The 21,225-nt window shown below is 64.3% G+C and carries 17 protein-coding genes and 2 pseudogenes; 8 read left to right on the forward strand and 11 right to left on the reverse strand.

Translation table 11 applies throughout. The annotated features are described in order from the left end of the window. Positions 1–152 precede the first annotated feature (152 nt). Positions 153–1,439, reverse strand: coding sequence for a HAMP domain-containing sensor histidine kinase (locus QIY50_20475; protein ID WGV19683.1), 1,287 nt, complete (start codon positions 1,437–1,439; stop codon positions 153–155). Beyond that, positions 1,436–2,176 (reverse strand): response regulator, encoded by a 741-nt coding sequence (locus QIY50_20480; protein WGV19684.1) that lies wholly within the window; start codon positions 2,174–2,176, stop codon positions 1,436–1,438. Before QIY50_20480 ends, QIY50_20475 begins: the two co-directional genes overlap by 4 nt. Before the next feature lie 481 nt (positions 2,177–2,657). Between QIY50_20480 and QIY50_20485 the strand changes: the two genes are divergently transcribed. The 4 genes from QIY50_20485 to QIY50_20500 all read left to right on the forward strand — a co-directional run bounded on the left by QIY50_20485 (position 2,658) and on the right by QIY50_20500 (position 4,399). After that, on the forward strand, positions 2,658–2,915 hold the full coding sequence (locus tag QIY50_20485; GenBank protein WGV19685.1) for a hypothetical protein: 258 nt from the start codon (positions 2,658–2,660) through the stop codon (positions 2,913–2,915). A 51-nt stretch (positions 2,916–2,966) separates the two neighbouring features. After that, entirely contained in the window at positions 2,967–3,248 is a 282-nt protein-coding gene (locus QIY50_20490; GenBank protein ID WGV19686.1) for a hypothetical protein, read from the forward strand. Positions 3,249–3,597: 349 nt separating this feature from the next. Then, positions 3,598–3,873, forward strand: coding sequence for a DUF2790 domain-containing protein (locus QIY50_20495; protein ID WGV19687.1), 276 nt, complete (start codon positions 3,598–3,600; stop codon positions 3,871–3,873). Then, positions 3,863–4,399, forward strand: coding sequence for a thioredoxin family protein (locus QIY50_20500; GenBank protein WGV19688.1), 537 nt, complete (start codon positions 3,863–3,865; stop codon positions 4,397–4,399). The genes QIY50_20495 and QIY50_20500 overlap by 11 nt, the downstream gene beginning before the upstream one ends. 107 nt (positions 4,400–4,506) lie before the next feature. Here the strand turns inward: QIY50_20500 and QIY50_20505 are convergent, their stop codons facing one another. Together QIY50_20505 and QIY50_20510 are read right to left on the reverse strand one after the other, a co-directional pair. Beyond that, positions 4,507–5,355 carry a shikimate dehydrogenase gene (locus QIY50_20505; protein WGV23101.1) on the reverse strand — a complete coding sequence of 283 codons (849 nt, stop codon included), beginning with the start codon at positions 5,353–5,355 and terminating at the stop codon, positions 4,507–4,509. Between the two features lie 87 nt (positions 5,356–5,442). After that, positions 5,443–5,760 (reverse strand): annotated as a pseudogene (locus tag QIY50_20510) (type II 3-dehydroquinate dehydratase). Positions 5,761–6,028: 268 nt separating this feature from the next. Between QIY50_20510 and QIY50_20515 the strand changes: the two are divergent. The 3 genes and pseudogenes from QIY50_20515 to QIY50_20525 all read left to right on the forward strand — a co-directional run bounded on the left by QIY50_20515 (position 6,029) and on the right by QIY50_20525 (position 11,635). Further along, positions 6,029–7,282 carry a TolC family protein gene (locus tag QIY50_20515; protein ID WGV19689.1) on the forward strand — a complete coding sequence of 418 codons (1,254 nt, stop codon included), beginning with the start codon at positions 6,029–6,031 and terminating at the stop codon, positions 7,280–7,282. Next, the gene (locus tag QIY50_20520) at positions 7,275–8,471 is read left to right on the forward strand and encodes an efflux RND transporter periplasmic adaptor subunit (GenBank protein WGV19690.1); all 1,197 of its coding nucleotides are present in this window, start codon (positions 7,275–7,277) and stop codon (positions 8,469–8,471) included. The genes QIY50_20515 and QIY50_20520 overlap by 8 nt, the downstream gene beginning before the upstream one ends. 16 nt (positions 8,472–8,487) lie before the next feature. Beyond that, positions 8,488–11,635, forward strand: a pseudogene (locus QIY50_20525) (CusA/CzcA family heavy metal efflux RND transporter). A 131-nt stretch (positions 11,636–11,766) separates the two neighbouring features. Here the strand turns inward: QIY50_20525 and QIY50_20530 are convergent. The 6 genes from QIY50_20530 to QIY50_20555 form a co-directional block, all read right to left on the reverse strand. Then, positions 11,767–13,104: an MFS transporter gene (locus tag QIY50_20530; GenBank protein WGV19691.1), complete on the reverse strand. Its 1,338-nt coding sequence runs from the start codon at positions 13,102–13,104 to the stop codon at positions 11,767–11,769. Between the two features lie 263 nt (positions 13,105–13,367). After that, positions 13,368–15,518: a TonB-dependent receptor gene (locus QIY50_20535; GenBank protein WGV19692.1), complete on the reverse strand. Its 2,151-nt coding sequence runs from the start codon at positions 15,516–15,518 to the stop codon at positions 13,368–13,370. A gap of 68 nt (positions 15,519–15,586) precedes the next feature. Next, positions 15,587–15,997, reverse strand: a complete 411-nt coding sequence (locus tag QIY50_20540; GenBank protein ID WGV19693.1) for a DUF2946 family protein — start codon at positions 15,995–15,997, stop codon at positions 15,587–15,589. A 188-nt stretch (positions 15,998–16,185) separates the two neighbouring features. Then, positions 16,186–16,962 (reverse strand): ParA family protein, encoded by a 777-nt coding sequence (locus tag QIY50_20545; protein ID WGV19694.1) that lies wholly within the window; start codon positions 16,960–16,962, stop codon positions 16,186–16,188. Positions 16,963–17,190: 228 nt separating this feature from the next. Further along, complete coding sequence (locus tag QIY50_20550; GenBank protein WGV19695.1) at positions 17,191–18,762, reverse strand: sensor domain-containing diguanylate cyclase; 1,572 nt, start codon at positions 18,760–18,762, stop codon at positions 17,191–17,193. A gap of 78 nt (positions 18,763–18,840) precedes the next feature. Then, positions 18,841–19,320 carry a hypothetical protein gene (locus tag QIY50_20555; protein ID WGV19696.1) on the reverse strand — a complete coding sequence of 160 codons (480 nt, stop codon included), beginning with the start codon at positions 19,318–19,320 and terminating at the stop codon, positions 18,841–18,843. Between the two features lie 188 nt (positions 19,321–19,508). Between QIY50_20555 and QIY50_20560 the strand changes: the two genes are divergently transcribed. Next, positions 19,509–19,832 carry a hypothetical protein gene (locus QIY50_20560; GenBank protein ID WGV19697.1) on the forward strand — a complete coding sequence of 108 codons (324 nt, stop codon included), beginning with the start codon at positions 19,509–19,511 and terminating at the stop codon, positions 19,830–19,832. A gap of 52 nt (positions 19,833–19,884) precedes the next feature. Here the strand turns inward: QIY50_20560 and QIY50_20565 are convergent, their stop codons facing one another. After that, the gene (locus tag QIY50_20565; protein WGV19698.1) at positions 19,885–21,225 is read right to left on the reverse strand and encodes an OprD family porin; all 1,341 of its coding nucleotides are present in this window, start codon (positions 21,223–21,225) and stop codon (positions 19,885–19,887) included.

Here is a 21,225-nt window from a genome sequence, read left to right on the forward strand (position 1 = left end):
TCAAGCGCCGCATTCTTTGTAGGAGCGGCCTTGTGTCGCGATAGGGCCGCGCAGCGGCCCCGGCAATTTATGCTGCGGAGCTGAAAGCCTGGGGCCGCTTTGCGGCCCTATCGCGACACAAGGCCGCTCCTACAAAAGCCCGCGTCTGCATTTCACTTCAGCTCGATCTGCGCGCACAACCCGCCGCTTGCGCGGTTGCTCAGGGTTAGTCGACCGCCCATGGCCTGGATCAGCTGGTGGGCAATCGCTAGCCCCAGTCCGGTGCCACCGGTACTGCGGTTGCGTGAGCCTTCCACGCGATAGAATGGCTTGAGCACTTCATCCAGCTCGCCAGCGGGTATGCCTGGCCCATTGTCGAGCACGCGGATCACGGTCATCTCACCCTGGCGGCATACCTCCAGTTCGGCAGCGCCGGCAAACTTCAGGGCGTTGTCCACCAGGTTCACCAGCACCCGGCGCAGGGCATGCGGGCGGGTTTCCAGCAGGCTGGCGCTGCTGCCATGGCGCTCGACCCGGGCGCCACTGTCCTGGTAGTCGAATACCAGGCTGTCGAGAAAGGCATCAAGGTTGACCCGGCACGGTGTCTCGGTACTGGTGTCCATGCTGCGGGCATAGGCCACGCCTTCGCGCACCAGGTGTTCCATCTCGCCCAGGTCGCTCCACAGCTTGTCCTTTTCCACCCCTTCATCCATCACTTCGACACGCAACTTCATGCGCGTGATCGGCGTTTGCAGGTCGTGGGAAATGGCCGCCAGCAACTGCATGCGTTCCTTGAGGTAAGCAGCGATGCGCGCCTGCAGGGCATTGAAAGCCACGGCCGCGTAGCGTACTTCGCGCGGGCCGCTTTCATCCAGCTGCACGCCTGGTTTGTCCGGGTCCAGGTTGTCCACTGCCTGGGCCAGGCGGGTCAGCGGGCCGATCGCCAGGCGCACTGCCAGCCAGGTGCACAGCAACAGCACGGCCAACTGGATCAGCAACACCACCGGCAGCCAGCGGGCCACCGGCACCGGGGCCGGGGTTACGTCAATGGTTAGCGGTGCGCCATCGGCGAGCGTCAGGTGTGCCTGGAAGTGTGTATTCGGGCCGGGGATTTCCTGGAAGGTCAGGCGATAGTCGGCGCCAATGGCCTTGACGATCGAATCGGCGGCCATGGGTGGGTCGCTGCTCGGCATGGCTTCACCCGCCAGGCCCTGGTCCAGCCGGTAGCGGTAGGTACGCCGCTCCAGGCGCGGCAACCAGGCGGCGCGTTCGGCCGCAGGCAGGCGGTCGAGGATCGCCACCGAGGTGGCCACGTCCTGCTCCAGGGTGCTGAGCATCATCGATCGGCTGCTGATGTAACGTTCGTAGGCCTGCAGGCCGAACGACAGGCCGTAGGCCAGCACCAGGCCGGTGAAGAAGATCAGTGCCAGGCGCGAGGCAAGGGTACGTGGCCACTTCATGATGGCGACTCGAGCAGTTGCACCGGCAGTGAGAACACGTAGCCCTCGCTGCGCACGGTCTTGATGCAGCTGGGTTCGCGGGCGTCGTCACCCAGGCGCTGGCGCAGGCGGCTGACCAGCAGGTCGATGGAACGGTCGAAAATGTCGGCTTCGCGGCCCTGGGTCAGGTTGAGCAACTGCTCACGGCTGAGCACCCGCTGCGGGTGGTCGAGGAACACCCGCAGCAGGCGGTATTCGGCACCACTCAGGGCTACCAAGGTGCCTTCGGTGTCGAGCAGGTGGCGCGCAGTGGTGTCCAGCCGCCACTGGCCGAAACCGAGCAGGCGGCTGCTTTCGCTGATGGTCAGGTTTGGCGGCAGCATGCGCGTGCGGCGCAGCACGGCGTTGATACGGGCCAGCAGTTCGCGGGCCGAGAACGGCTTGGTCAGGTAATCGTCGGCGCCCATTTCCAGGCCGATGATGCGGTCGGTTTCGTCGTTGCGGGCGGTGAGCATCAGCACCGGGGTGTTGCGGTGCTTGCCGGCGCGCAGCTCCCGGCACAACAGCAGGCCGTCGTCGCCGGGCATCATGATGTCGAGGACGATCAGGTCGACGCTGTTGGCTTCGAGAAATGCACGCATCTGCCGGCCGTCAGCGACGATGCTGGTGCGCAGACCGTTCTTCTTCAGGTAGTTGCCGACCAGTTCGCGGATTTCGCGGTCGTCGTCGACGATCAGGATGTGATCGACATGTTCCATGCGCTGCGTTCCTGTGCAAGAGGGGATGGGCGCAGTGTACCGAGCGCGTTCGCGCTTGCCTGCGGGGCTTTGTATTGCAGTGTATCTGGCGCACATACGGCAAAAGTCTTAACGTGCTGAATCTAAAGAGTTTTTCTTTTCTCCCCAAAGCATCCCCAATATCTCCCCAAAACTAAATTACAAACCTGAGCGACATCGATCATGCAGAGCCCCGGCTGTCGAGATACATCCCGGCCTTCGCATCCCAGTGTAATGCTGGTACTGATCCTGAGCCTGCCCCCCGTCTTCGCCTGGACGCGCATTCCTCTGTCGCCGATCAATCACTGACGTTGAACACATCTATGACCTGCCCACCCATCCAGCATGGATGGAAAGCCAGTAGCGACTTCAGTAGTGGCGTAGTACGGTCCGCCTTCAACAAACCGCCCGGTTCGTTGCCTCCAATCCCACGGACCGGGACTCTCATGACCTGGGAGGTCGAATGGAAGTCGCTCGAAAGATCAGCCAACAGGAATTGGATAACGCCCTGGTAGCCTTCGCCCGCTACAAAATCGGAGAAATCAAAATCTTCGACTTGGAGCAGGCAATGAGCTTCGAAGCGGGCGAAGCCTTATCCCAAAGCGGGCTGGTCCGGTTCTCAATAACCAGGATGGTGTCCGGACGGTATCGCATTAGCGATGAAGGGGAGAACGCCATCACACCGGCTGGTCGGGATCGCCTTGAGGTGATCCGCGCCTGACGATAGGCATTCCTGGCAACGGCCGCAGACAGCTCCTGCGGCCATCTGAGCGTGAAGGGTGTGACCATCCCCTCCGATCAGCTCAGGAAGGTCCAGCCACTGCGGGCCGACATCCACATCGGCGATCACCATAGTGAGCCGCTGGGCCGGGTTTCGACCCAGGCCTGGGTGTTCAACCCGTCACCCGGTCCCGACATCATTCCCCGGCTGCACGACGCCAAGCTCAATGGCATGGCCCAGCTCGGCCTCAACATCACCGGAGTTGAGGAGGTCGACGGCGCCCTTCATGCGCAGTCATGGTGGTGCCGAGCGGTGGGTAATTATGGCAACTAAGCAGGGGGGGCGGCCTGAGGCCGATTTTTTCCGCTACTGCTGCATTACCGGAAGCTCATTCCGGTTAAGTAGCTCAAAAATCCTCCCCAAAATGCATCCGTAACCACCTGATTCTATTGTATCTATTTGTACAGAACTGACGCCTGTTTCGAGCATGTAATGTTGGTGTAACTGCCTGATTTTGCTTGGTTATTTTCGTTTTTGTAACGAGTGCCCGGCGCATGTGCAGACACAGGAGGAAGCACATCACAGCTTCGGGCGACACATCCGGGATACCTGGCCGGCGTGAAATGGCTCTCGACCGGGGAGCACGACTCCCCAACCTCAAGCGTTACACAGGAGAGATGCCATGAACTTCAAAACCTTCGCCCGTGCCAGTCTGTTCGCCGTGCTCAGCTTCGGCGCCATTGCCGCCCAGGCCTCCACCATGCCGATGGACGAAACCGGGGTCATGCAGTACCGCTACGGTGATCACCTGGACGTGAAGAAAGTGCTGTCGATACAGGATGACCAGAGCGACGCCTGCGGCCTGGTGAATACCCGCATGGACTACCTCGACTCCAAGGGCCAGCAGCAGAGCGTGCAGTATCGTACCTACGCTACCGGCGGTTGCCATGAGAATTGATCGTCGCTTGTTGTTGAAGGTGGGCGGCATTGCCCTGGCGCTGACCGGCCTGGGCCTGGCCGGGCACCTGATGGCCCGCGACAGCTACGGCAGCATGCCGTCGCTGTCGGGCGCCAGCCAGTGGATCAACTCGCCGCCGCTGGATGCCCCGGCGCTCAAGGGCAAGGTGGTGCTGGTGGACTTCTGGACCTGGGACTGCATCAACTGCCGGCGCAGCCTGCCGCATGTGAGCGAATGGGCGCGGCGTTATGCCGACCAGGGCCTGGTGGTGGTCGGCGTGCACACACCGGAGTACGACTACGAGCATGATGTAGGTACCTTGCGTGACAAGGTGGCCGGGCTGGGGATTGGTTACCCGGTGGCGGTGGACAATGACCACAAGGTGTGGAACGCCTGGGGCAACCAGTTCTGGCCGGCACACTACTTTGTCGACCGCAAGGGGCAGGTGCGCCATGTGCACTTTGGCGAGGGGGATTATGGGGGACAGGAACAGGTTATACAGGCGTTGCTGGATGAGGAGGGGTGAGTTGTCTGTGCCGGCCTCTTCGCGGCGGTTCGACGACTCGATGAACCCGCTCCCACAGGTACTGCACCGCTTGCGGGCTGTGCGATCCCTGTGGGAACAACGATCTTTCAGGTGAAACTGGCAAAATGCGCCTGCATCCGTGCCGCATCCGCCTGGCGCCCGCTGAACAGCTCGAACGCCTTCACCGCCTGGAACACGGCCATGTTGCTGCCATCCAGGGTGCGGCAGCCCAGCGCCCGGGCGGCGCGCAGCAGTTCGGTTTCCAGCGGAAAATAGATGATCTCCGCCACCCACAGGCGCGCATGCAGCAGCTCCACCGGCAGTGGCGTGCCCGGCAGCTTGGCCATGCCCACCGGCGTGGTGTTGACCAACCCGTCCGCCTCGGCCAGGGCCGTGGCCAGGTCTGTGCCGAGCACCGCGCGTCCGACACCGAAATGGGCATTCAGGTTGTCCACCAGGGCCTGTGCACGGGCTGCGTCCACTTCGAACAGTACCAGCCGCTCGACCCCTTCACCCAGCAGGGCATGGGCGACGGCGGAACCTGCGCCACCGGCACCCATCTGCACCACCTGGCGCCGTGCCACATCCGGCAGGCCGCGGCGCAAGCCTTCGGCAAAGCCCAGGCAGTCGGTGTTGTGGCCGACCCGCTTGCCGTCCTTGAGCACCACTGTGTTCACCGCGCCGATGCCGCGGGCTTCGTCCGATAGTTCGTCGAGCAGCGGCAGTATCGCCTGCTTGAACGGGTAGGTGATGTTGAGCCCGGTGAAACCGGTGTGCTGGGCAGCGTCGAGCAGGCCGGGCAGGGCGCTGTCGTCCAGTTGCAACTGGTCGGCATCGATCAGCCGGTACAGGTAGCGCAGCGCCTGGGCATCACCTTCGTGTTCGTGCAGGGCAGGGGTACGCGACAGCTGGATGCCGCGGCCGATCAGCCCGGCGAGGATGGCTTGCTGGCTCATGCGCTGCGGCCCTGCAACATTTCGGCGAAGTGGCTGATGGCCATGCGGGTAGCCATGGCTGCCCAGGCCGCAGATGACCCCGACGGCGATCGACGATACGAACGACAGGTGGCGGAACGGTTCGCGCCTGTGCACGTTGGACAGGTGCACTTCGATAACCGGCACTTCGCCGGCCACCAGCGCATCGCGGATGGCCACAGAGGTGTGGGTCCAGGCACCGGGGTTGATCACGATGCCGGCGCAGCGGCCACGGGCAGCATGGATCCAGTCGATCAGTTCGCCTTCGTGGTTGGTTTGGCGGAATTCGACTTCCAGGCCGTGGGCATGGGCGGTATCGGCACAGCCCTGGGCCAGGTCGGCGAGGGTTTCGTGGCCATATTGGGCAGGCTCGCGGGTGCCCAGCATGTTCAGGTTGGGGCCGTTGAGTACGAGAATAAGGGGCTTCATGAGGGCATCGCTTTTTTTGTTGTTGGATGCGTTTAGTTTTGTACCGCCTGGTTAGTTTAGTCAATTGGACTAAACCGCTGTACCCGGAAAGTGGGCGATTATCGAACCCTCAACACACCCTCTGTAGGAGCAGCTGAATTACAAAATTGTAATTTTCCCGCCACCGCCCCGATAAGCACGGCTTTCTACAGTCCCTCGTCAAAACTCGCCGACGAGGACCTGTTTCGTGCCCATCCCCCGCAACACCGCGTTGCTCTGCCTGTTGCTGGCCGGCGCCCCCAGTGCCCAGGCCAGCCAGAGCCTGAGCCTGCCCCAGGCGCTTGATGCCGCCTTTGCCCGAAACCCGGAGCTGGCTGCGGCCGGCCGGGAGATCGGCATTGCCGACGGCGAGCGGCGCCAGGCCGGGCTGATCCCCAACCCGGAACTGTCCTGGGAGGTGGAGGACACCCGGCGTGACACCAGCACCACCACTGTCACTCTCAGCCAACCGTTGGAGCTGGGCGGCAAGCGCGGCGCACGTATCGCCGTGGCCGGAGCCGGCCAGGCCATTGCCCAGCTCGACCTGGAGCGCCAGCGCAACGGCTTGCGCGCCGATGTGGTGCAGGCCTTTCATGCGGCCTTGCGCGCGCAGACCGCGCTGGAGCTGGCGCAGCAATCGCAGGCGTTGACCGAGCGTGGGTTGCGGGTGGTGCAAGGGCGGGTGAGCGCTGGCCAGTCATCGCCCGTGGAAGCCACCCGGGCCCAGGTGCAAATGGCCCAGGCCCAGGCCGAAGTGCGTCGCGCGCAAACCCAGCGCAGCGTGGCCTACCAGGCCCTGGCACGGTTGACCGGCAGCCCATTGGCAAGCTTCGACCAGTTGCAGGCCGCCAACCCGTCCCCCGGTGATGCGCCCAGCGCTGATGCCCTGCTCAGCCAGGTCGAGCAGACGGTCGAATGGCGCCTGGCCGCTGCCCAGGTCGAGCGCGGCGACGCGACCCTGGGCTCGGAAAAGGCCCTGCGCATTCCCAACCTCACCGTCAGCGTGGGCAGCCAGTACAGCCGCGAAGACCGCGAGCGGGTCAATGTGCTGGGCCTGTCAATGCCCTTGCCGTTGTTCGACCGCAACCAGGGCAACATGCTGGCCGCGGCCCGCCGTGCCGACCAGGCGCGTGACCTGCGCAACGCCGTGGAGCTGCGCCTGCGCAGTGAAACCCGCAGCGCCGTCAGCCAGTGGGCCACGGCCATGCAGGAAGTGCAGGCCTATGACCGAACCATCCTGCCTTCTGCGCAGCAGGCCGTGGACACCGCCACCCGCGGTTTCGAAATGGGCAAGTTCGCCTTTCTCGATGTGCTCGACGCCCAGCGCACGCTGATTGAGGCACGCGGGCTGTACCTCGAGGCACTGGCCTCGGCGACCGACGCGCGGGCGCAGGTCGAGCGGATTTATGGCGACCTCGACGGCCTGAGCAACAAATTGAACAGCAGGAGCAACAATGACTAATCCACGCAAGCTAGCCCTTCTGGCTGCCGCCATCGCCGCGCTTGGCCTGGGTGGCCTGGCCTGGACCGACAACCTTGGCAAGGCGTCGAGCACGCAAGCCCGGCACGACGACCACGGCGAAGACAGCCACGGCCACGGCGAGCAAGAGGCCGGCGCAGGCCACGAAGAAGAGGGCAAGCTGCACCTGTCCCCCGCCCAGATCGAAGCTGCCGGTGTGCAACTGGCCAAGGCCGGCCCTCGTGAGCTGGGTACCGCCATCAGCTTCCCGGGGGAAATCCGCTTTGACGAAGACCGTACCGCCCACGTCGTGCCACGCGTGCCCGGTGTGGTCGAGGCGGTGCAAGCCGAGCTGGGCCAGGCGGTCAAGCGTGGCCAGGTACTGGCGGTGATCGCCAGCCAGCAGATTTCTGACCTGCGCAGCGAGCAACAGGCTGCCCAGCGCCGCCTGGAACTGGCGCGCCTGACCTTCCAGCGTGAACAACAGCTGTGGCAGGAGCGCATCAGCGCCGAACAGGATTACCTGCAGGCCCGCCAGGCGTTGCAGGAGGCCGAGATTGCCTTGGCCAATGCTCGGCAGAAGGTCGCCGCCGTGGGCCCGGCCGGCAGCGGCAACCGCTATGAACTGCGCGCGCCGTTCGATGCAGTGGTGGTGGAAAAGCACCTGACCGTGGGCGAGGTGGTCGATGAGACCAGCAATGCCTTCACTCTGTCTGACCTGAACCGGGTCTGGGCCACCTTCGCCGTCGCCCCACGCGACCTGGACAAGGTGGTCACCGGCCGCAAAGTCACGGTCAGCGCGCCGGACCTGGGGGCCCGGGTCGAGGGCAAGGTCAACTACGTTGGCAGCCTGCTCGGCGAGCAGAACCGCGCTGCCACTGTCCGCGCCACCCTGGCCAACCCCAACGGCGCCTGGCGCCCGGGGCTGTTCGTCAATGTCGCGGTCAGCGTCGAGCGCTTCAATGCCACCGTGGTGGTGCCGGAAAGCGCCCTGCAAGCCTGGGAGCAGCAGACCGTGGTGTTTGCCCGCACCGAGCAGGGCTTCGAAGCCCTCCCCGTGAAGACCGGCCGCCGCGACGCAGGCCACGTGGAAATCACCAGCGGCCTGGCCGCCGGAACCCAGGTGGCCGCCGCCGGCAGCTTTGTCCTCAAGTCCGAGCTGGGCAAGGGCTCGGCCGAACATAGCCATTGATCACGGGGACGCCTGCATGTTCGAACGCCTGATCCAATTCGCCATCGAGCAGCGCCTGGTGGTGATGCTGGCCGTGGTACTGATGGCCGCGGTGGGTATCCACAGCTACCAGAAACTGCCGATCGACGCTGTACCGGACATCACCAACGTCCAGGTGCAGATCAATACCGCCGCGCCCGGTTATTCACCGCTGGAGACCGAGCAGCGCATCACCTTCGCCATCGAGACCGCCATGGCCGGCCTGCCCGGGCTCAAGCAGACCCGCTCACTGTCGCGCTCGGGCCTGTCGCAAGTCACGGTCATCTTCGATGACGGCACTGACCTGTTCTTCGCCCGTCAACTGGTCAACGAGCGCCTGCAAGTGGCGCGAGAGCAGTTGCCCGACGGCATCGAAGCGGGCATGGGGCCGATTTCCACCGGGCTGGGTGAACATCTTTCTGTGGACGGTGGAAGCCGAGCAGGGCGCGCTGAAGGACGACGGCACGCCCTACACCCCGACCGACCTGCGGGTGATCCAGGACTGGATCATCAAGCCGCAACTGCGCAACGTGCCCGGGGTGGCCGAGGTCAACAGCATCGGCGGCCATGCCAGGCAATACCTGATTGCGCCGGAGCCCAAGCGCCTGGCGGCTTACAAACTCACCCTCAACGACCTGATCGCGGCGCTGGAGCGCAACAATGCCAACGTCGGTGCCGGCTACATCGAGCGCAATGGCGAGCAGTTGCTGATTCGTGCGCCAGGACAGGTCGCGTCGGCCGAGGACATCGCCAACATCGTCATTTCCAGTGTCGATGGCACGCCAATACGCGTCAGCCATGTCGCCCAGGTCGGCCTGGGCGAAGAGCTACGCTCGGGCGCGGCTACCGAGAACGGTCGGGAAGTGGTGCTGGGCACGGTGTTCATGCTGATTGGCGAGAACAGCCGCACGGTGTCCCAGGCGGTTGCCGCCAAGCTGGTGGAGATCAACCGCAACCTGCCCAAGGGCGTGGTCGCGGTGACGGTGTACGACCGCACCAACCTGGTGGAAAGGGCCATCGCCACGGTGAAGAAGAACCTGGTCGAGGGCGCCATCCTGGTCATCGCCGTGTTGTTCCTGTTCCTGGGCAATATCCGCGCTGCGCTGATCACCGCCATGGTCATTCCGTTGTCGATGCTGTTCACCTTCACCGGCATGTTCAGCAACAAGGTCAGTGCCAACCTGATGAGCCTGGGCGCACTGGACTTCGGCATCATCGTCGACGGTGCGGTGGTGATCGTGGAGAACGCTATCCGCCGCCTGGCCCATGCCCAGCAACGCCATGGCCGCATGCTGACCCGCGCCGAGCGCTTCCATGAAGTGTTCGCGGCCGCCCGTGAGGCGCGCCGGCCGCTGATCTACGGCCAGCTGATCATCATGGTGGTATACCTGCCGATCTTTGCCCTGACCGGGGTGGAAGGCAAGATGTTCCACCCGATGGCCTTTACCGTGGTCATCGCCCTGCTAGGTGCCATGATCCTCTCGGTTACCTTCGTCCCGGCGGCCATTGCCCTGTTCGTCACCGGCAAGGTCAAGGAAGAGGACGGCCTGGTAATGCGCACGGCGCGTCAGCGCTATGCCCCGGTGCTGGCCTGGGTGCTGGGCCGACGCAAGCTGGCGTTCGCCGCCGCCGCTACCCTGGTGGTGTTGTCCGGGTTGATGGCCAGCCGCATGGGCAGCGAGTTCATCCCCAGCCTCAGCGAAGGCGACTTCGCGCTGCAGGCCCTGCGCGTGCCGGGCACCAGCCTGTCGCAGTCGGTCGACATGCAGCAGCGTCTGGAGCAAGCGATCATCGCCCGGGTGCCGGAAGTTGAGCGGGTGTTCGCCCGCACCGGCACCGCCGAGATCGCCTCCGACCCGATGCCGCCGAACATTTCCGATGCCTATGTGATGCTGCGCCCGCGGGAGCAATGGAGCGACCCGGGCAAGCCGCGGGATGAGCTGATCGCCGAGGTACAACGTGCCGCTGCCAGCGTGCCAGGCAGCAACTACGAGCTGTCGCAGCCAATCCAGCTGCGTTTCAACGAGCTGATATCCGGGGTGCGCAGCGATGTGGCGGTGAAGCTGTTCGGTGATGACATGGACGTGCTCAACCGCACCGCCGCGCAGATCGCCAGCAGCCTGCAAGGTGTGCCGGGCGCGTCCGAGGTGAAGGTCGAGCAGACCACTGGCCTGCCGGTGCTGACCATTGATATCGACCGCGACAAGGCGGCACGCCATGGCTTGAACGTGGGTGACGTGCAGGACGCCATTGCCATTGCCGTGGGTGGCCGCAAGGCGGGCACATTGTACGAAGGTGACCGCCGTTTCGACATGGTGGTGCGCCTGTCGGAAACCCTGCGTACCGATGTCGACGGGCTGGCCAGCCTGCTGATTCCGGTGCCGGCCAGTGCTGCTGCGGGGGCCGGGCAGATCGGCTTCATCCCGCTGGCGCAGGTAGCCACGCTGCACCTGCAGCTGGGGCCGAACCAGGTCAGCCGCGAGGATGGCAAGCGGGTGGTGGTGGTCAGTGCCAACGTGCGCGGGCGTGACCTGGGTTCATTCGTCGAGCAGGCCGAGCAGACGCTGATCGAGCAGGTGCGCATACCGCCGGGTTACTGGACACGCTGGGGCGGTCAGTTCGAGCAGCTGCAGTCGGCGGCCGAACGCCTGCAGGTGGTGGTGCCGGTGGCTTTGCTGCTGGTCATGGCGCTGTTGCTGATGATGTTCAACAACCTCAGGGATGGCCTGCTGGTGTTCACCGGCATTCCGTTCGCCCTTACCGGCGGGGTGCTGGCGCTGTGGTTGCGCGACATTCCGTTGTCCATTTCCGCAGGCGTGGGGTTCATTGCCTTGTCGGGGGTGGCGGTACTCAACGGGTTGGTGATGATCGCCTTTATCCGTGGCCTGCGAGAGGAAGGGCGCACGTTGCGGGCGGCGGTCGAGGAGGGTGCGCTGACGCGCTTGCGGCCGGTGCTGATGACGGCACTGGTGGCGTCGCTGGGGTTCATCCCGATGGCCTTGGCTACCGGGACCGGGGCCGAGGTGCAGAGGCCGCTGGCGACCGTGGTGATTGGCGGGATTCTGTCATCCACCGCACTGACCTTGCTGGTGTTGCCGGCGTTGTATCAGTGGGCGTATCGGCGCGAAGAGGTGCAGGAGGGTTGAGCCTCCGGGGCCGCGTTGCGGCCCTTCGCGGGCTTGCCCGCTCCCACAGGTGTGTCGCTGAACCCATGGTTTGCGCGATCCCTGTGGGAGCGGGCAAGCCCGCGAAGGGCTGCAAAGCAGCCCCCAAAATATCAAACGGTACTACGGGCTCCGGGCCGCGCACTCTCCGTTCCCGCCTCATCATGCAACGAAATCCGCGAAGTTTCCGGCAACGCCAACCCACCCACCAACGCCACCAGTGCTATCACCACCAGGTAGAACGCCGGGGCCAGGCTGCTGCCGGTCTGCCCGATCAGCCAGGTCGCCACCAACGGCGCGGTGCCGCCAAACAGCGTATAGGCCACGTTGTAGGTAATCGCCGAAGCGGTATAGCGGGTACGGGTGGGGAAGCTTTCCGACAGCAATGCCGCCGTGACCACACCACTGCACAATGCCCCCACCGCCAGCAGGACCACCCCTAGCAGCGCGCCGGACATCGAGCCGGAGCTGGCGAGCCAGTACGCGGGGAAAACGCACAGCATCACCCACAGGCAGGTAAAGCCGATGGTCTTGCGCCGCCCGACGCGGTCCGAGAACGCGCCGGCCAGCGGGCAGCCGACGGCGGCGAACAGCAGGGCCACGGTGGTCACCAGCAGCGATTGCGCGCGGGTCAGGTTGCCGACCAGTTGCAGGTAGGTGGCGAAGTAGGTGGTGAACATGTAGAACGACAGCGCGGTCAGCGAAATGAAGGCCCCCAGGTTGCGGATCGTTCGGCCATGGTTGCGCAGGGTTTCCTTGAGCGGCGAATGTTCATGCTCGTTGCCCTGGGCAATGGCTTCGCGGAACGCCGGGGTTTCTTCCATGCGCCAGCGCAGGTACAGGCCGACCAGTCCCAGCGGGGCGGCGATCAGGAACGGGATGCGCCAGCCCCAGGCATTCATCGCTTCGACCGACAGGCTGGCTTCCAGGCCATAGGCGATCACCGCCGCGCAGGCAAAGGCGGAAAAGGTCGAGACCGGTACGAAGCTGCCATAGAAGGCGCGCTTGTCGTTGGGCGCGTGCTCCATCAGGTAGGCGCAGGCACCGGCATACTCGCCACCGGCGGAAAAGCCCTGCAGGCAGCGCGCCAGGGTCAGCAGTGCGGGGGCTGCCAGGCCGATGCTGGCGTAGGTCGGCAGCAGGCCGATCAGGGTAGTGGAGCCAGCCATCAGCAGGATGGTCAGCGACAGGATACGCTTGCGCCCCAGGCGGTCACCCAGCGCGCCGAACACGATGCCGCCCAGCGGGCGCAGGGCGAAGGCTACGGCGAACACCGCAAAGGTCTTGAGCAAGGCCACACTGGCGTCTTCGCTGGCGAAGAACTGGCTGGCGATCAGGGTTGCGAGAAAGCCGTAGACGGCGAAGTCGAACCATTCGACGAAATTGCCGATGGCCGAGGCGGCGATCACCCGGCGCAGGGTGGCGGGGGATACCTCGTGAGGTGCGGGCATGCGAGAGCTCTCCGGTTCCATTGGCAGGCATGATGAAAGTGGCGCGGTCGGGCCGTGCCATCATTGTTGTACTTGCCAGTAGATCGCCGGGCGCTGGAGGCCGCTTTGTCGAGGGCGACCTCGGGATGCCTGATTCAACCGAACATGATGGGCTGTCCCTGATGGCCCTATCGCCGGCAAGCCAGCTCCCACAGGTACTGCACAAGCCTTGAGTGCGGTGCAAATTCTGTGGGAGCTGGCTTGCCGGCGATAGGGCCATGCGCTCAGAAACGCATGTCCAGCGCCAGTTCGAAGGTACGCGGTGGCCCCATGTAGTACTGGCTATTGTAGGCCTGCTTGGCATACACCTCGTCGGTCAGGTTGCGTACCCGCCCGGTCAGCGTGGTGTGCTCATCCAGGCGGTAGCGGGCAAACGCGCCGAACAGGCTGTAGGCCGGGGCCTTCAAGCTGTTGGCATTGTCGGCATACACCGAGCCCACGTAGCGCCCGTCAGCCCCCACCGACCACGCCGGGGTCAGGCTATAGGTCAGCCAGAGGTTGGCGACGTTGGCGGGTACGTTCACCGGTGCGTTGCCCTTGCGCGAAACCGATACGCCGTTGACTGCCTCGTTGAACGCGTCGTAATGCGCATCGACATAGGCATAGTTGGCCTCGGCCAGCAGCTTCGGCGTCACCTGCAGGCGCCCGGACAGCTCGACACCACGTGAGGTCTGCTGCCCGGCCTGGACCGTGAGGTTGGCGTCGTTGGAGTCGCGCACGGCAAAGTCCTTGCGCACGATCTGGTACAGCGCCAGCGTGGCCGCCCCGCGCCCGTCGAGAAAGTCGAACTTGCTGCCCACTTCCCACTGTTCGCCCTTGGACAGGTCGAACAGCCCGACGTTGGAGTAGGTCGCTGCTGCCAGCGAGCCGGCTGGCAGGTCGGCAGAGGTACTGTACTGCGCATAGACGCTGGCGGACGGCGTCAGCGCATAGGTCAGGCCGATACGCCCGGAAAGCGGTTCCCAGCGCCGTTCGAAGAACGCCGGCGAGGTTGGCGTTACCGCGCCGTAGTTGGTCACTTGCATGTCCAGGTAGTCGTAGCGCAGGGCAGTGAGCAGGGCCAGGCGTTCGGTGAGCTGCAGGCGGTTTTCGGCAAACAGCGCGCGGTTGGTCACCTCGTGGCGGCGTTGCTTGGTCAGGCCGGCATTCACCCCGGGGATGTCGTCGAAGCTGCCGGGGGCGAAGTGCTCGGCATCGACCACGTCGCTCCAGCTGCTCGAGGTGGGGTAGAGGGTCTGGCGCATGCGCGAGTACTCCAGCCCCAGTGACCACTGGCTGGCCAGGCCGAACAGCTGGTTGTCGTGGCGCAGCTCGATGCGGTCGCCCAGCAGGTTCTGGTCGTGGCGTTGCAGGTAAGGGCTGCTGCGCCGTACCTTGCCATCGTCGGTGTAGCTGTAGCGTTCGAGGTTGCGGTAATCACGTTGGGCGTTGTAGTGGTACAGCGTGTTGTGCACGCTGGTGCTGTCGCTGAACTGGTAGTCAAGGATCGAGCGCAGCCAGCGTACCCGCTGCTCGTAGCGGCCGTCGCCGACGTTGTAGTTTTCAAAGCGGCGGCTGTTGGCGATTTTCATCGTGCTGCGCCCGGGCAGGATCGGCGAACCCCAGTAGGGGCTGTCTTCGCGGTCTTCCTGGTACTCCAGCGCCAGGGTGTGAGTGAGGTTGGGCGTGAGGTCGCTCAGCAACGAGAAGGCCAGGCTGTCGGTGTGCCGTTCGTTGCGGTCGACGTAGCCGTTGCCATGCCCGCGGCTGAAGTCCAGGCGCATGAAGTGGCGGGCATCGGCGGGGTTGCTGGCCAGTGCCTGGTTGATGCCGAACGCCACTTCGCTGTCGTCGAAGCTGCCAAGGCGGATACGGCCGTCGAGGGTTTGCTGATCGCGGCCGGCCAATTTGGTGATGTAGTTGATCGAGCCGCCCACCGCGCCCGCACCGTGCAGGAACGACGACGGCCCGCCAATCAGTTCGACGCGGTCGAGTACCCAGGCATCCACTGGCCGGGTGGCGCTGCTGTAGCCCAGGTTTATGCCGTTGTACAACTGGGTAACCTGGTTCTGGGTGAAGCCACGATAGGCGACGAAGCCGCCGAAGCCAGGGTTGGCCGAGGCGTTGACGCCGGTCATGGCGTTGATCACGTCCTGGCTGTCGTTGGCGCCGCGTTCTTCGATCAGGTGGCGGTCCGAGACACTGACCGAGGCCGGCGTTTCCCGCGCGGTAAGGCCCAGGCGCGAGCCGGTGCGGATCGGCTCGTCCAGTTGCACGCCGCTGGCGGCGTCGCGTTCACCGTCGATGGTGGTGGCGCTCAGTTCTACCGGGGCAGCGTCCGCCCAGGCAAGGTTGCAGGTGCCCATGAGCAGCACCAGGGAGGTATTGCGAAGCATGTTGGAGTGTCTTCCACGCAAAGGTCATGGCTGACCGCGAACGCGCAGTCAGGCGCGCCCGGCTCAGGTCAGGCGAAATGAAGTACGGCTGCGGGGAAGGTGGCAGGGGAGGCGCGGGGATTGAGTGCGGGGCGTTGATCGCGTGGCGGCGGTTGTGCCCAGCTGCGCACCACGATGGGCGAGCTGGCCACGGTTTGTGCCGGGGTGAACGACCAGCCGCTGCTGCTGAGCGGTACGGCCAGGCCGAACGAGGAGCACACCGGGCAGTCGAGCTGGGCCATGTGCTGATCGCTGCCGGCGCCATCCAGGTCGATGGCTACGCCGTGCTCGCTGTTGATCGAGCAGAAACCGCCTTCCAGTCCGGCCAGGCGCAGGCCACCCATCTGGCCATGGTGCAGGCCGCACAGCACAAGGCTGAACAGGACGCTGGCGTAGAGCGTCCAGGCGGTCAGCATGCGGGTGTGTCGGGTGGTTTTCATGGCGGCGAATCTACCATCCGGACGAACGGTCGGGTAGATCTTCGGGCTCAAGATTTTGGGGCTGCCTTGCAGCCCTTCGCGACACAAGGCCGCTCCTACAAAGGATCGTGTCAAATTGCAGCTGACGCGATCCCTTGTAGGAGCGGCCTTGTGTCGCGAAAGGGGCGCAAAGCGCCCCCAGGGTTCTGTCAGGCCGCACGCTCCAGTACATCCAGCAAATCGACAAACTCCAGCGCCAATTTATGCCGCGGCGCCAGATGCACCAGCGGCACCGAGGCCTGGTGCGATTCACGCATCTTGATCGAACTGCTCAGGTACACCGGCAGCACCGGCATGCCTTCACAGCGCAATTGCTCGAGCCGAGTCTGGTGCAGCGCGGTGCGCCCGGCGAACTGGTTGACCACCACACCTTCCACCTGCAGGGCCGGGTTGTGGTCCTGGCGCAGTTCTTCGACCTCGGCCATGACGCAGTGCAGGGCCTGGCGCGAGAAGCTGTCGCAGTCGAACGGGATCAACAGCCGCTCGGCCGCCACCAGCGCACTGAAGGTATAGAAGTTGAGCGCCGGCGGGGTGTCGATGTAGATCCGCTCGTAGTCCTCGCCCAGTTCCACCAGCAGCTTGCGCAGCTTGTTGATCTTGAACTTGCTCTCCAGCTTGCCTTGCAGGTCACTGAGGTCGGGGCTGGCGGTCACCAAGTGCAGGTTGCGGTAGCGGGTTTCGGTAATCGCCACCCGGTGCTTCTTGCCGGCAGCTGTCACTGGCGACAAGGTCTGGCGGAAGAAATCGGCGATGCCGGAAGGAATGGCGTCATTGACCAGGCCGGTCAGGTAATAGGTGGCATTGGCCTGCGGGTCAAGGTCGACCAGCAAGGTTCGGTAGCCTTCGGCGGCACTGGCAGCGGCAAGGTTGCAGGCGATGCTGGACTTTCCGACACCACCTTTCTGATTGAAAACCACACGACGCATGAGACGCTCATCCATGAAATGAAAATGTCAGGTTGGGGTCAATCCTATGACCGAAACACGACAATTTTATGACAAGGAATGTTACAACCCGCCCATTCATCATTGTTTCTGCCGACCCTTTCGCGGGCATGTCCGCTCCCACAGGAAATCTGCTGGCCTCAAGGGCGGCGCATTACCTGTGGGAGCGGGCGTGCCCGCGAAAGGGCCGGTACAGGCGAGGCAAGACGCTCAGCCAACAACTACCCGATTACGCCCCTCCTGCTTGGCCCGGTAAAGCGCTTGGTCAGCTTCGCTCAACGCATCCCCCGGTTCGCTCTCGGGCTTGCCATCCCAGTGGGCCACCCCCAGCGACACCGTCACCGCGCCCACCGGCTCCACCGGTGTATCCTGCACCGTCACGCGCAGTCGCTCGGCCACCACCGCTGCAACGTCCAGGCTGGCCCCCGGCAACAGCATCAGGAACTCTTCGCCGCCGGTGCGACACAGCAGGTCGCCCTCGCGGCAGCAGCGGCGCATCAGCTCGGCGAGCCGGCGCAGTACCTGGTCTCCCATTTCATGCCCATGGCAGTCATTTACCCGCTTGAAGTGGTCAACATCCAGCACGATCGCCGAAAACGCCCGGCCCTCGGCTTCCAGCAACGACAGGCTGAACTCCAGGCTACGGCGGTTGCCCAGCCCGGTCAGCGGGTCGGTCTGGGCGTCGCGGTTGAGCCGGCCGATACGTTCCTGCAGCAGGTTGAGCCCAAACAGCAGCGCGCGCTTGAGCTCGGCCGCCTCGAAGTACCAGGCCCGTACCCCATGCAGGCGCTCGGCAGTGCCGGCACGGTCCATCGAGCGGGCGCCGGCGGCAAGCTGCCACAACGGCCGGGCAATGGTCATGGCCAGCCACCACAGCAGCACGCTGCCCACCAGCGCCAACGGTACGGAGGTGCCGACCACGTTGAGAATCAGGTTGCTCAGCGGCCTCAACGTCTGAGTCAGCGGCTGCTGCGCCACCACGCCCCAACCGGTGCTGGGCACGGTGGCGAACCCGGCGAGCATTTCCACGCCGAGGCTGTTGGTCAACTGCCGGGTGCCGCTGCCCAGGGTCGTCAGCTGGTCGATCAATGCGTTCCCTTCAACCACCGTACCCACGCGCTGGCTGTCGGGGTGGTACAGCAGACGGCGGTTGCGGTCGACCACGTACAGGTAGGAACCGTCCTTGTAGAAGTGCTCGCCCAGCAGGCTGTTGAGGATGTTGTGTTCACGCAGGTACAGGCTACCGCTGACATATCCCAGATAGCGGCCATTGCTGTCGAAAATGGGCTGCGACAGCGCCACCACCAGGTTGTTGGCCGCCGTCACGTAAGGCGTCGATACCAGTGGCCCGCGCGCCTGCAGCGCCGCTTGAACACCGGGCGACTGCATGTGCTTGCCGACCAGGTGCCGCAACGGGGCGGGGGAAATCGCCAGCAGCACCCCGTTGGCATCGATCACGAATGTGGAGTTGAAGGCCAGGCTCTGGTTCAGGACGCGCTCGGTCTCTGCCTGCAGGGCGACGGCATCACCGAGCTGCCGGCCTTGCACGCCAGCGCTGAACGACAGCTGCTGCAGGGCGTTGCCGATAAAGGTCTCGGTGATGGTGGCCAGCTTCATCGCATACACCCGGTTGGCTTCCAGGGCTTGGTCGATCAGCAGCTGGCGCTGCACCCGGTAGCTGGCGAAATAGCTGGCGCACAACATGACCACGGCGGTAAGGGCGCAGAGCACCAGAATGAGTGTGCGTAAATCCAGGCGCAATCCGTGCTTGGTGTGTGGCAATCCTGACCTCAAGTGATGTGAAAACAGCTATTGAACGGGCATAACCTTACGCGTTATGGCCGCAGTGGGGAACCGCGTTCAGGAGCCGGCCTTTTCCAGCGCGTCCAGTTCGTCCTCCACCTGTTGCATACGCTGCTCGGCCAAGGCCTGCACCTTCGCGTCGCGGGCGGTCTCGCGCATCAGGGCGGTAAGCTTGTCGCTCAGGCGCTTGCCGGCCTCGGTGTGTTCCATGGCACGGGCCTTGGCCGGGTCCTGGGTGGCCTCGACGATGGAGGCGAACTCGGCATCGCTGAAGTTCTTCTCGCTGTACAGCCGGAACAGGTCCTGGCGCTGGTCCTCGACGGTCAGGTGCTTGCGCAGCACACCCTGGATGGTCGCCTGCGACAGCTGCGGGTGCGTGCGGCCGAGCAGCGCAGCCATGCGCTCGATGTTGTGCGCGTAGGCATCCTGCAGTGGCAGTTGGGCCAGGATCTGTTCCTCCCGGGAGGGTTTCTGGTCGCAGGCGGTGATAGCGGCAGTCAGCAGCAGGGGCAACAGCAACTTCTGGAAGCGAGGCATGGCGTGGCCTGGTTGGGCAGTGAATGCTACCGATTATACCGATGTCGGCAGGTGTGGCTGCGCTGACAAGTCAGAAAGTGCCTACAACGGTAACGCGCAGGTGATCGACGCGTTCATTTCAAAACCAGCCCGGCTTGCTTACCTTCCCAGGTGCTCGGATTTTTCAATGCAGCCAAGGGAGATTCACCATGACGCACATGGCCCTGTACAAACTCAAACTGCTGGACGAGTTCGAAGACCGCACAGACCTGTGGACCTTCGGTGATTTCGAGAACAGGTTGATGGACCTGTGGCGTGGGGCCACGCGGCATGACGCCAAAGGCATCATCAATACGGCACACAAGGAAAGGCGCTGGCCCAGGACCGTGAAGCGCTACCTGCTGACCAATTACCGGGCGTTTGGCAATGTCAGCGCGGAGCTGGAGCGGACCTTTGCAGAGGTGGTGGCGGCGCTGAATGTGCAGGAGCGGGCGGAGTGGGGGTTGACGCCAGTTGGCAGTTCGGTCGCCTGATCGATTTTGGGGCCGCCATGCGGCCCCAAAGCCTTTCAGACCACGCGCTACCTCAGAACCCGCCCCCCAACGGCCATTCCACCGCCAACCGTATCTGGTCGCCATCCAGCTCCGCCTGCGCCGTATTGCCCCGATGCACGTCATGGCGCAGCGAAAACACGGTGCCTTTGGCCTTGCCATCCTGCACCACATACCGCGCCTCAAGGTCCCGCTCCCAATGTTTGCCGCCCTTGCCATACCCCAGGTACGCATACCCGCCCGCAGGGTCGACGTGGGTGCCGTCGATAGCGAAACCGCGCACATATAGTGCCGTCAGGTTCAATCCTGGCACGCCGTAGGCGCCCATGTTCAGGTCATAGCGCGCCTGCCACGATTTCTCGTTCGGCGCGTTGAAGTCCGACATCTGCACCGCGTTGGCGATGAAGATCGCCCCCCGCGTCACGTAGTCGAATGGCGTGTTGCCGTCCACTTGCTGCCAGCCCAGGCTGAAGCCGTGCGGCCCATGGTTATAGCGCGAGACCAGGCTCCAGGTGGTGTTGTCGATGCGCCCGGACAGCGCCTTGCCGGTGTCGGTGGTGCGGTACAGGTTGAGGTCGAGGCTGAGACTGCGGCGCTCGTCCAGGGCATGGCTGAGGGTGCTGCCCAGGTAGTGCTGGTTCCAGCTGTCCTGGTAGCGTGAGGTGTAAATGCTGCCGCTGAAGCCGGCGCCTGGGTTCCACGACACACCGGCCAGGTCGAAGCTGTTGCCCTGGCGGCCGTTGGAGTAGTTGACCACGAAGCCCTGATCGTGGCTGGAGGCATTGCGGTCGGTACTCTCGTTGAAGTGTCCGGCCACCAGCTTGAGATTGTCGAATTCGTTGCTGGCGAGGAAGAAACCGGTGGCAGTCTCGGGCAGCAGGCGGCTGTCCGAGGAGCTGAACACCGGGGTCTTGACCCGTTGCTCACCGTAGGCCAGCACCGTATTGGACAGGCGCAGTTTCAGTGCCGCGCCGGCACGGCTGTATTCGTTTTTCGGGTGCCCCTCGTTATCCAGCCCGAGCAAGCGCGCCTTGCCCGCGCGCCCGCCGCCGCTGTCAAGTTGCACGCCGAGGTAGGCGTGGGCATCGACCCCGACACCGATCAAGCCCTGGGTGAAGCCGGACTGGAAGGTGCCCATCAGCCCATAGGCCCATTCCTCGGCCTTGCCGTTACGTTCATTGCGCGGCTTGTAAGCGTTGCGCGCGGCACTGTTGCGCCCGCCATGTTTGTAGTCGCGCTGGTCGAATACGCTGCGGTTGAGCAGGCTCCAGCGGCCATCTTCGACAAAACCGTTGCTTTGCGACTGGGCAGATTCGGCCAGCGCAGCCGGCGCTAGCAGGGTGCTGGCGAGCAGCAGGGCGACAGGGCGCGGCAT

The organism is Pseudomonas putida, assembly GCA_029953615.1.
Taxonomy (GTDB): domain Bacteria; phylum Pseudomonadota; class Gammaproteobacteria; order Pseudomonadales; family Pseudomonadaceae; genus Aquipseudomonas.

What these genes read in the sequence shown, in the direction of transcription:
- QIY50_20475 (WGV19683.1), bottom strand. Translation starts at nt 1,439, where the DNA reads ATGAAGTGGCCACGTACCCTTGCCTCGCGCCTGGCACTGATCTTCTTC.
- QIY50_20480 (WGV19684.1), bottom strand. Translation starts at nt 2,176, where the DNA reads ATGGAACATGTCGATCACATCCTGATCGTCGACGACGACCGCGAAATC.
- QIY50_20485 (WGV19685.1), top strand. Translation starts at nt 2,658, where the DNA reads ATGGAAGTCGCTCGAAAGATCAGCCAACAGGAATTGGATAACGCCCTG.
- QIY50_20495 (WGV19687.1), top strand. Translation starts at nt 3,598, where the DNA reads ATGAACTTCAAAACCTTCGCCCGTGCCAGTCTGTTCGCCGTGCTCAGC.
- QIY50_20500 (WGV19688.1), top strand. Translation starts at nt 3,863, where the DNA reads ATGAGAATTGATCGTCGCTTGTTGTTGAAGGTGGGCGGCATTGCCCTG.
- QIY50_20505 (WGV23101.1), bottom strand. Translation starts at nt 5,355, where the DNA reads ATGAGCCAGCAAGCCATCCTCGCCGGGCTGATCGGCCGCGGCATCCAG.
- QIY50_20520 (WGV19690.1), top strand. Translation starts at nt 7,275, where the DNA reads ATGACTAATCCACGCAAGCTAGCCCTTCTGGCTGCCGCCATCGCCGCG.
- QIY50_20530 (WGV19691.1), bottom strand. Translation starts at nt 13,104, where the DNA reads ATGCCCGCACCTCACGAGGTATCCCCCGCCACCCTGCGCCGGGTGATC.
- QIY50_20535 (WGV19692.1), bottom strand. Translation starts at nt 15,518, where the DNA reads ATGCTTCGCAATACCTCCCTGGTGCTGCTCATGGGCACCTGCAACCTT.
- QIY50_20540 (WGV19693.1), bottom strand. Translation starts at nt 15,997, where the DNA reads ATGAAAACCACCCGACACACCCGCATGCTGACCGCCTGGACGCTCTAC.
- QIY50_20545 (WGV19694.1), bottom strand. Translation starts at nt 16,962, where the DNA reads ATGCGTCGTGTGGTTTTCAATCAGAAAGGTGGTGTCGGAAAGTCCAGC.
- QIY50_20555 (WGV19696.1), bottom strand. Translation starts at nt 19,320, where the DNA reads ATGCCTCGCTTCCAGAAGTTGCTGTTGCCCCTGCTGCTGACTGCCGCT.
- QIY50_20560 (WGV19697.1), top strand. Translation starts at nt 19,509, where the DNA reads ATGACGCACATGGCCCTGTACAAACTCAAACTGCTGGACGAGTTCGAA.
- QIY50_20565 (WGV19698.1), bottom strand. Translation starts at nt 21,225, where the DNA reads ATGCCGCGCCCTGTCGCCCTGCTGCTCGCCAGCACCCTGCTAGCGCCG.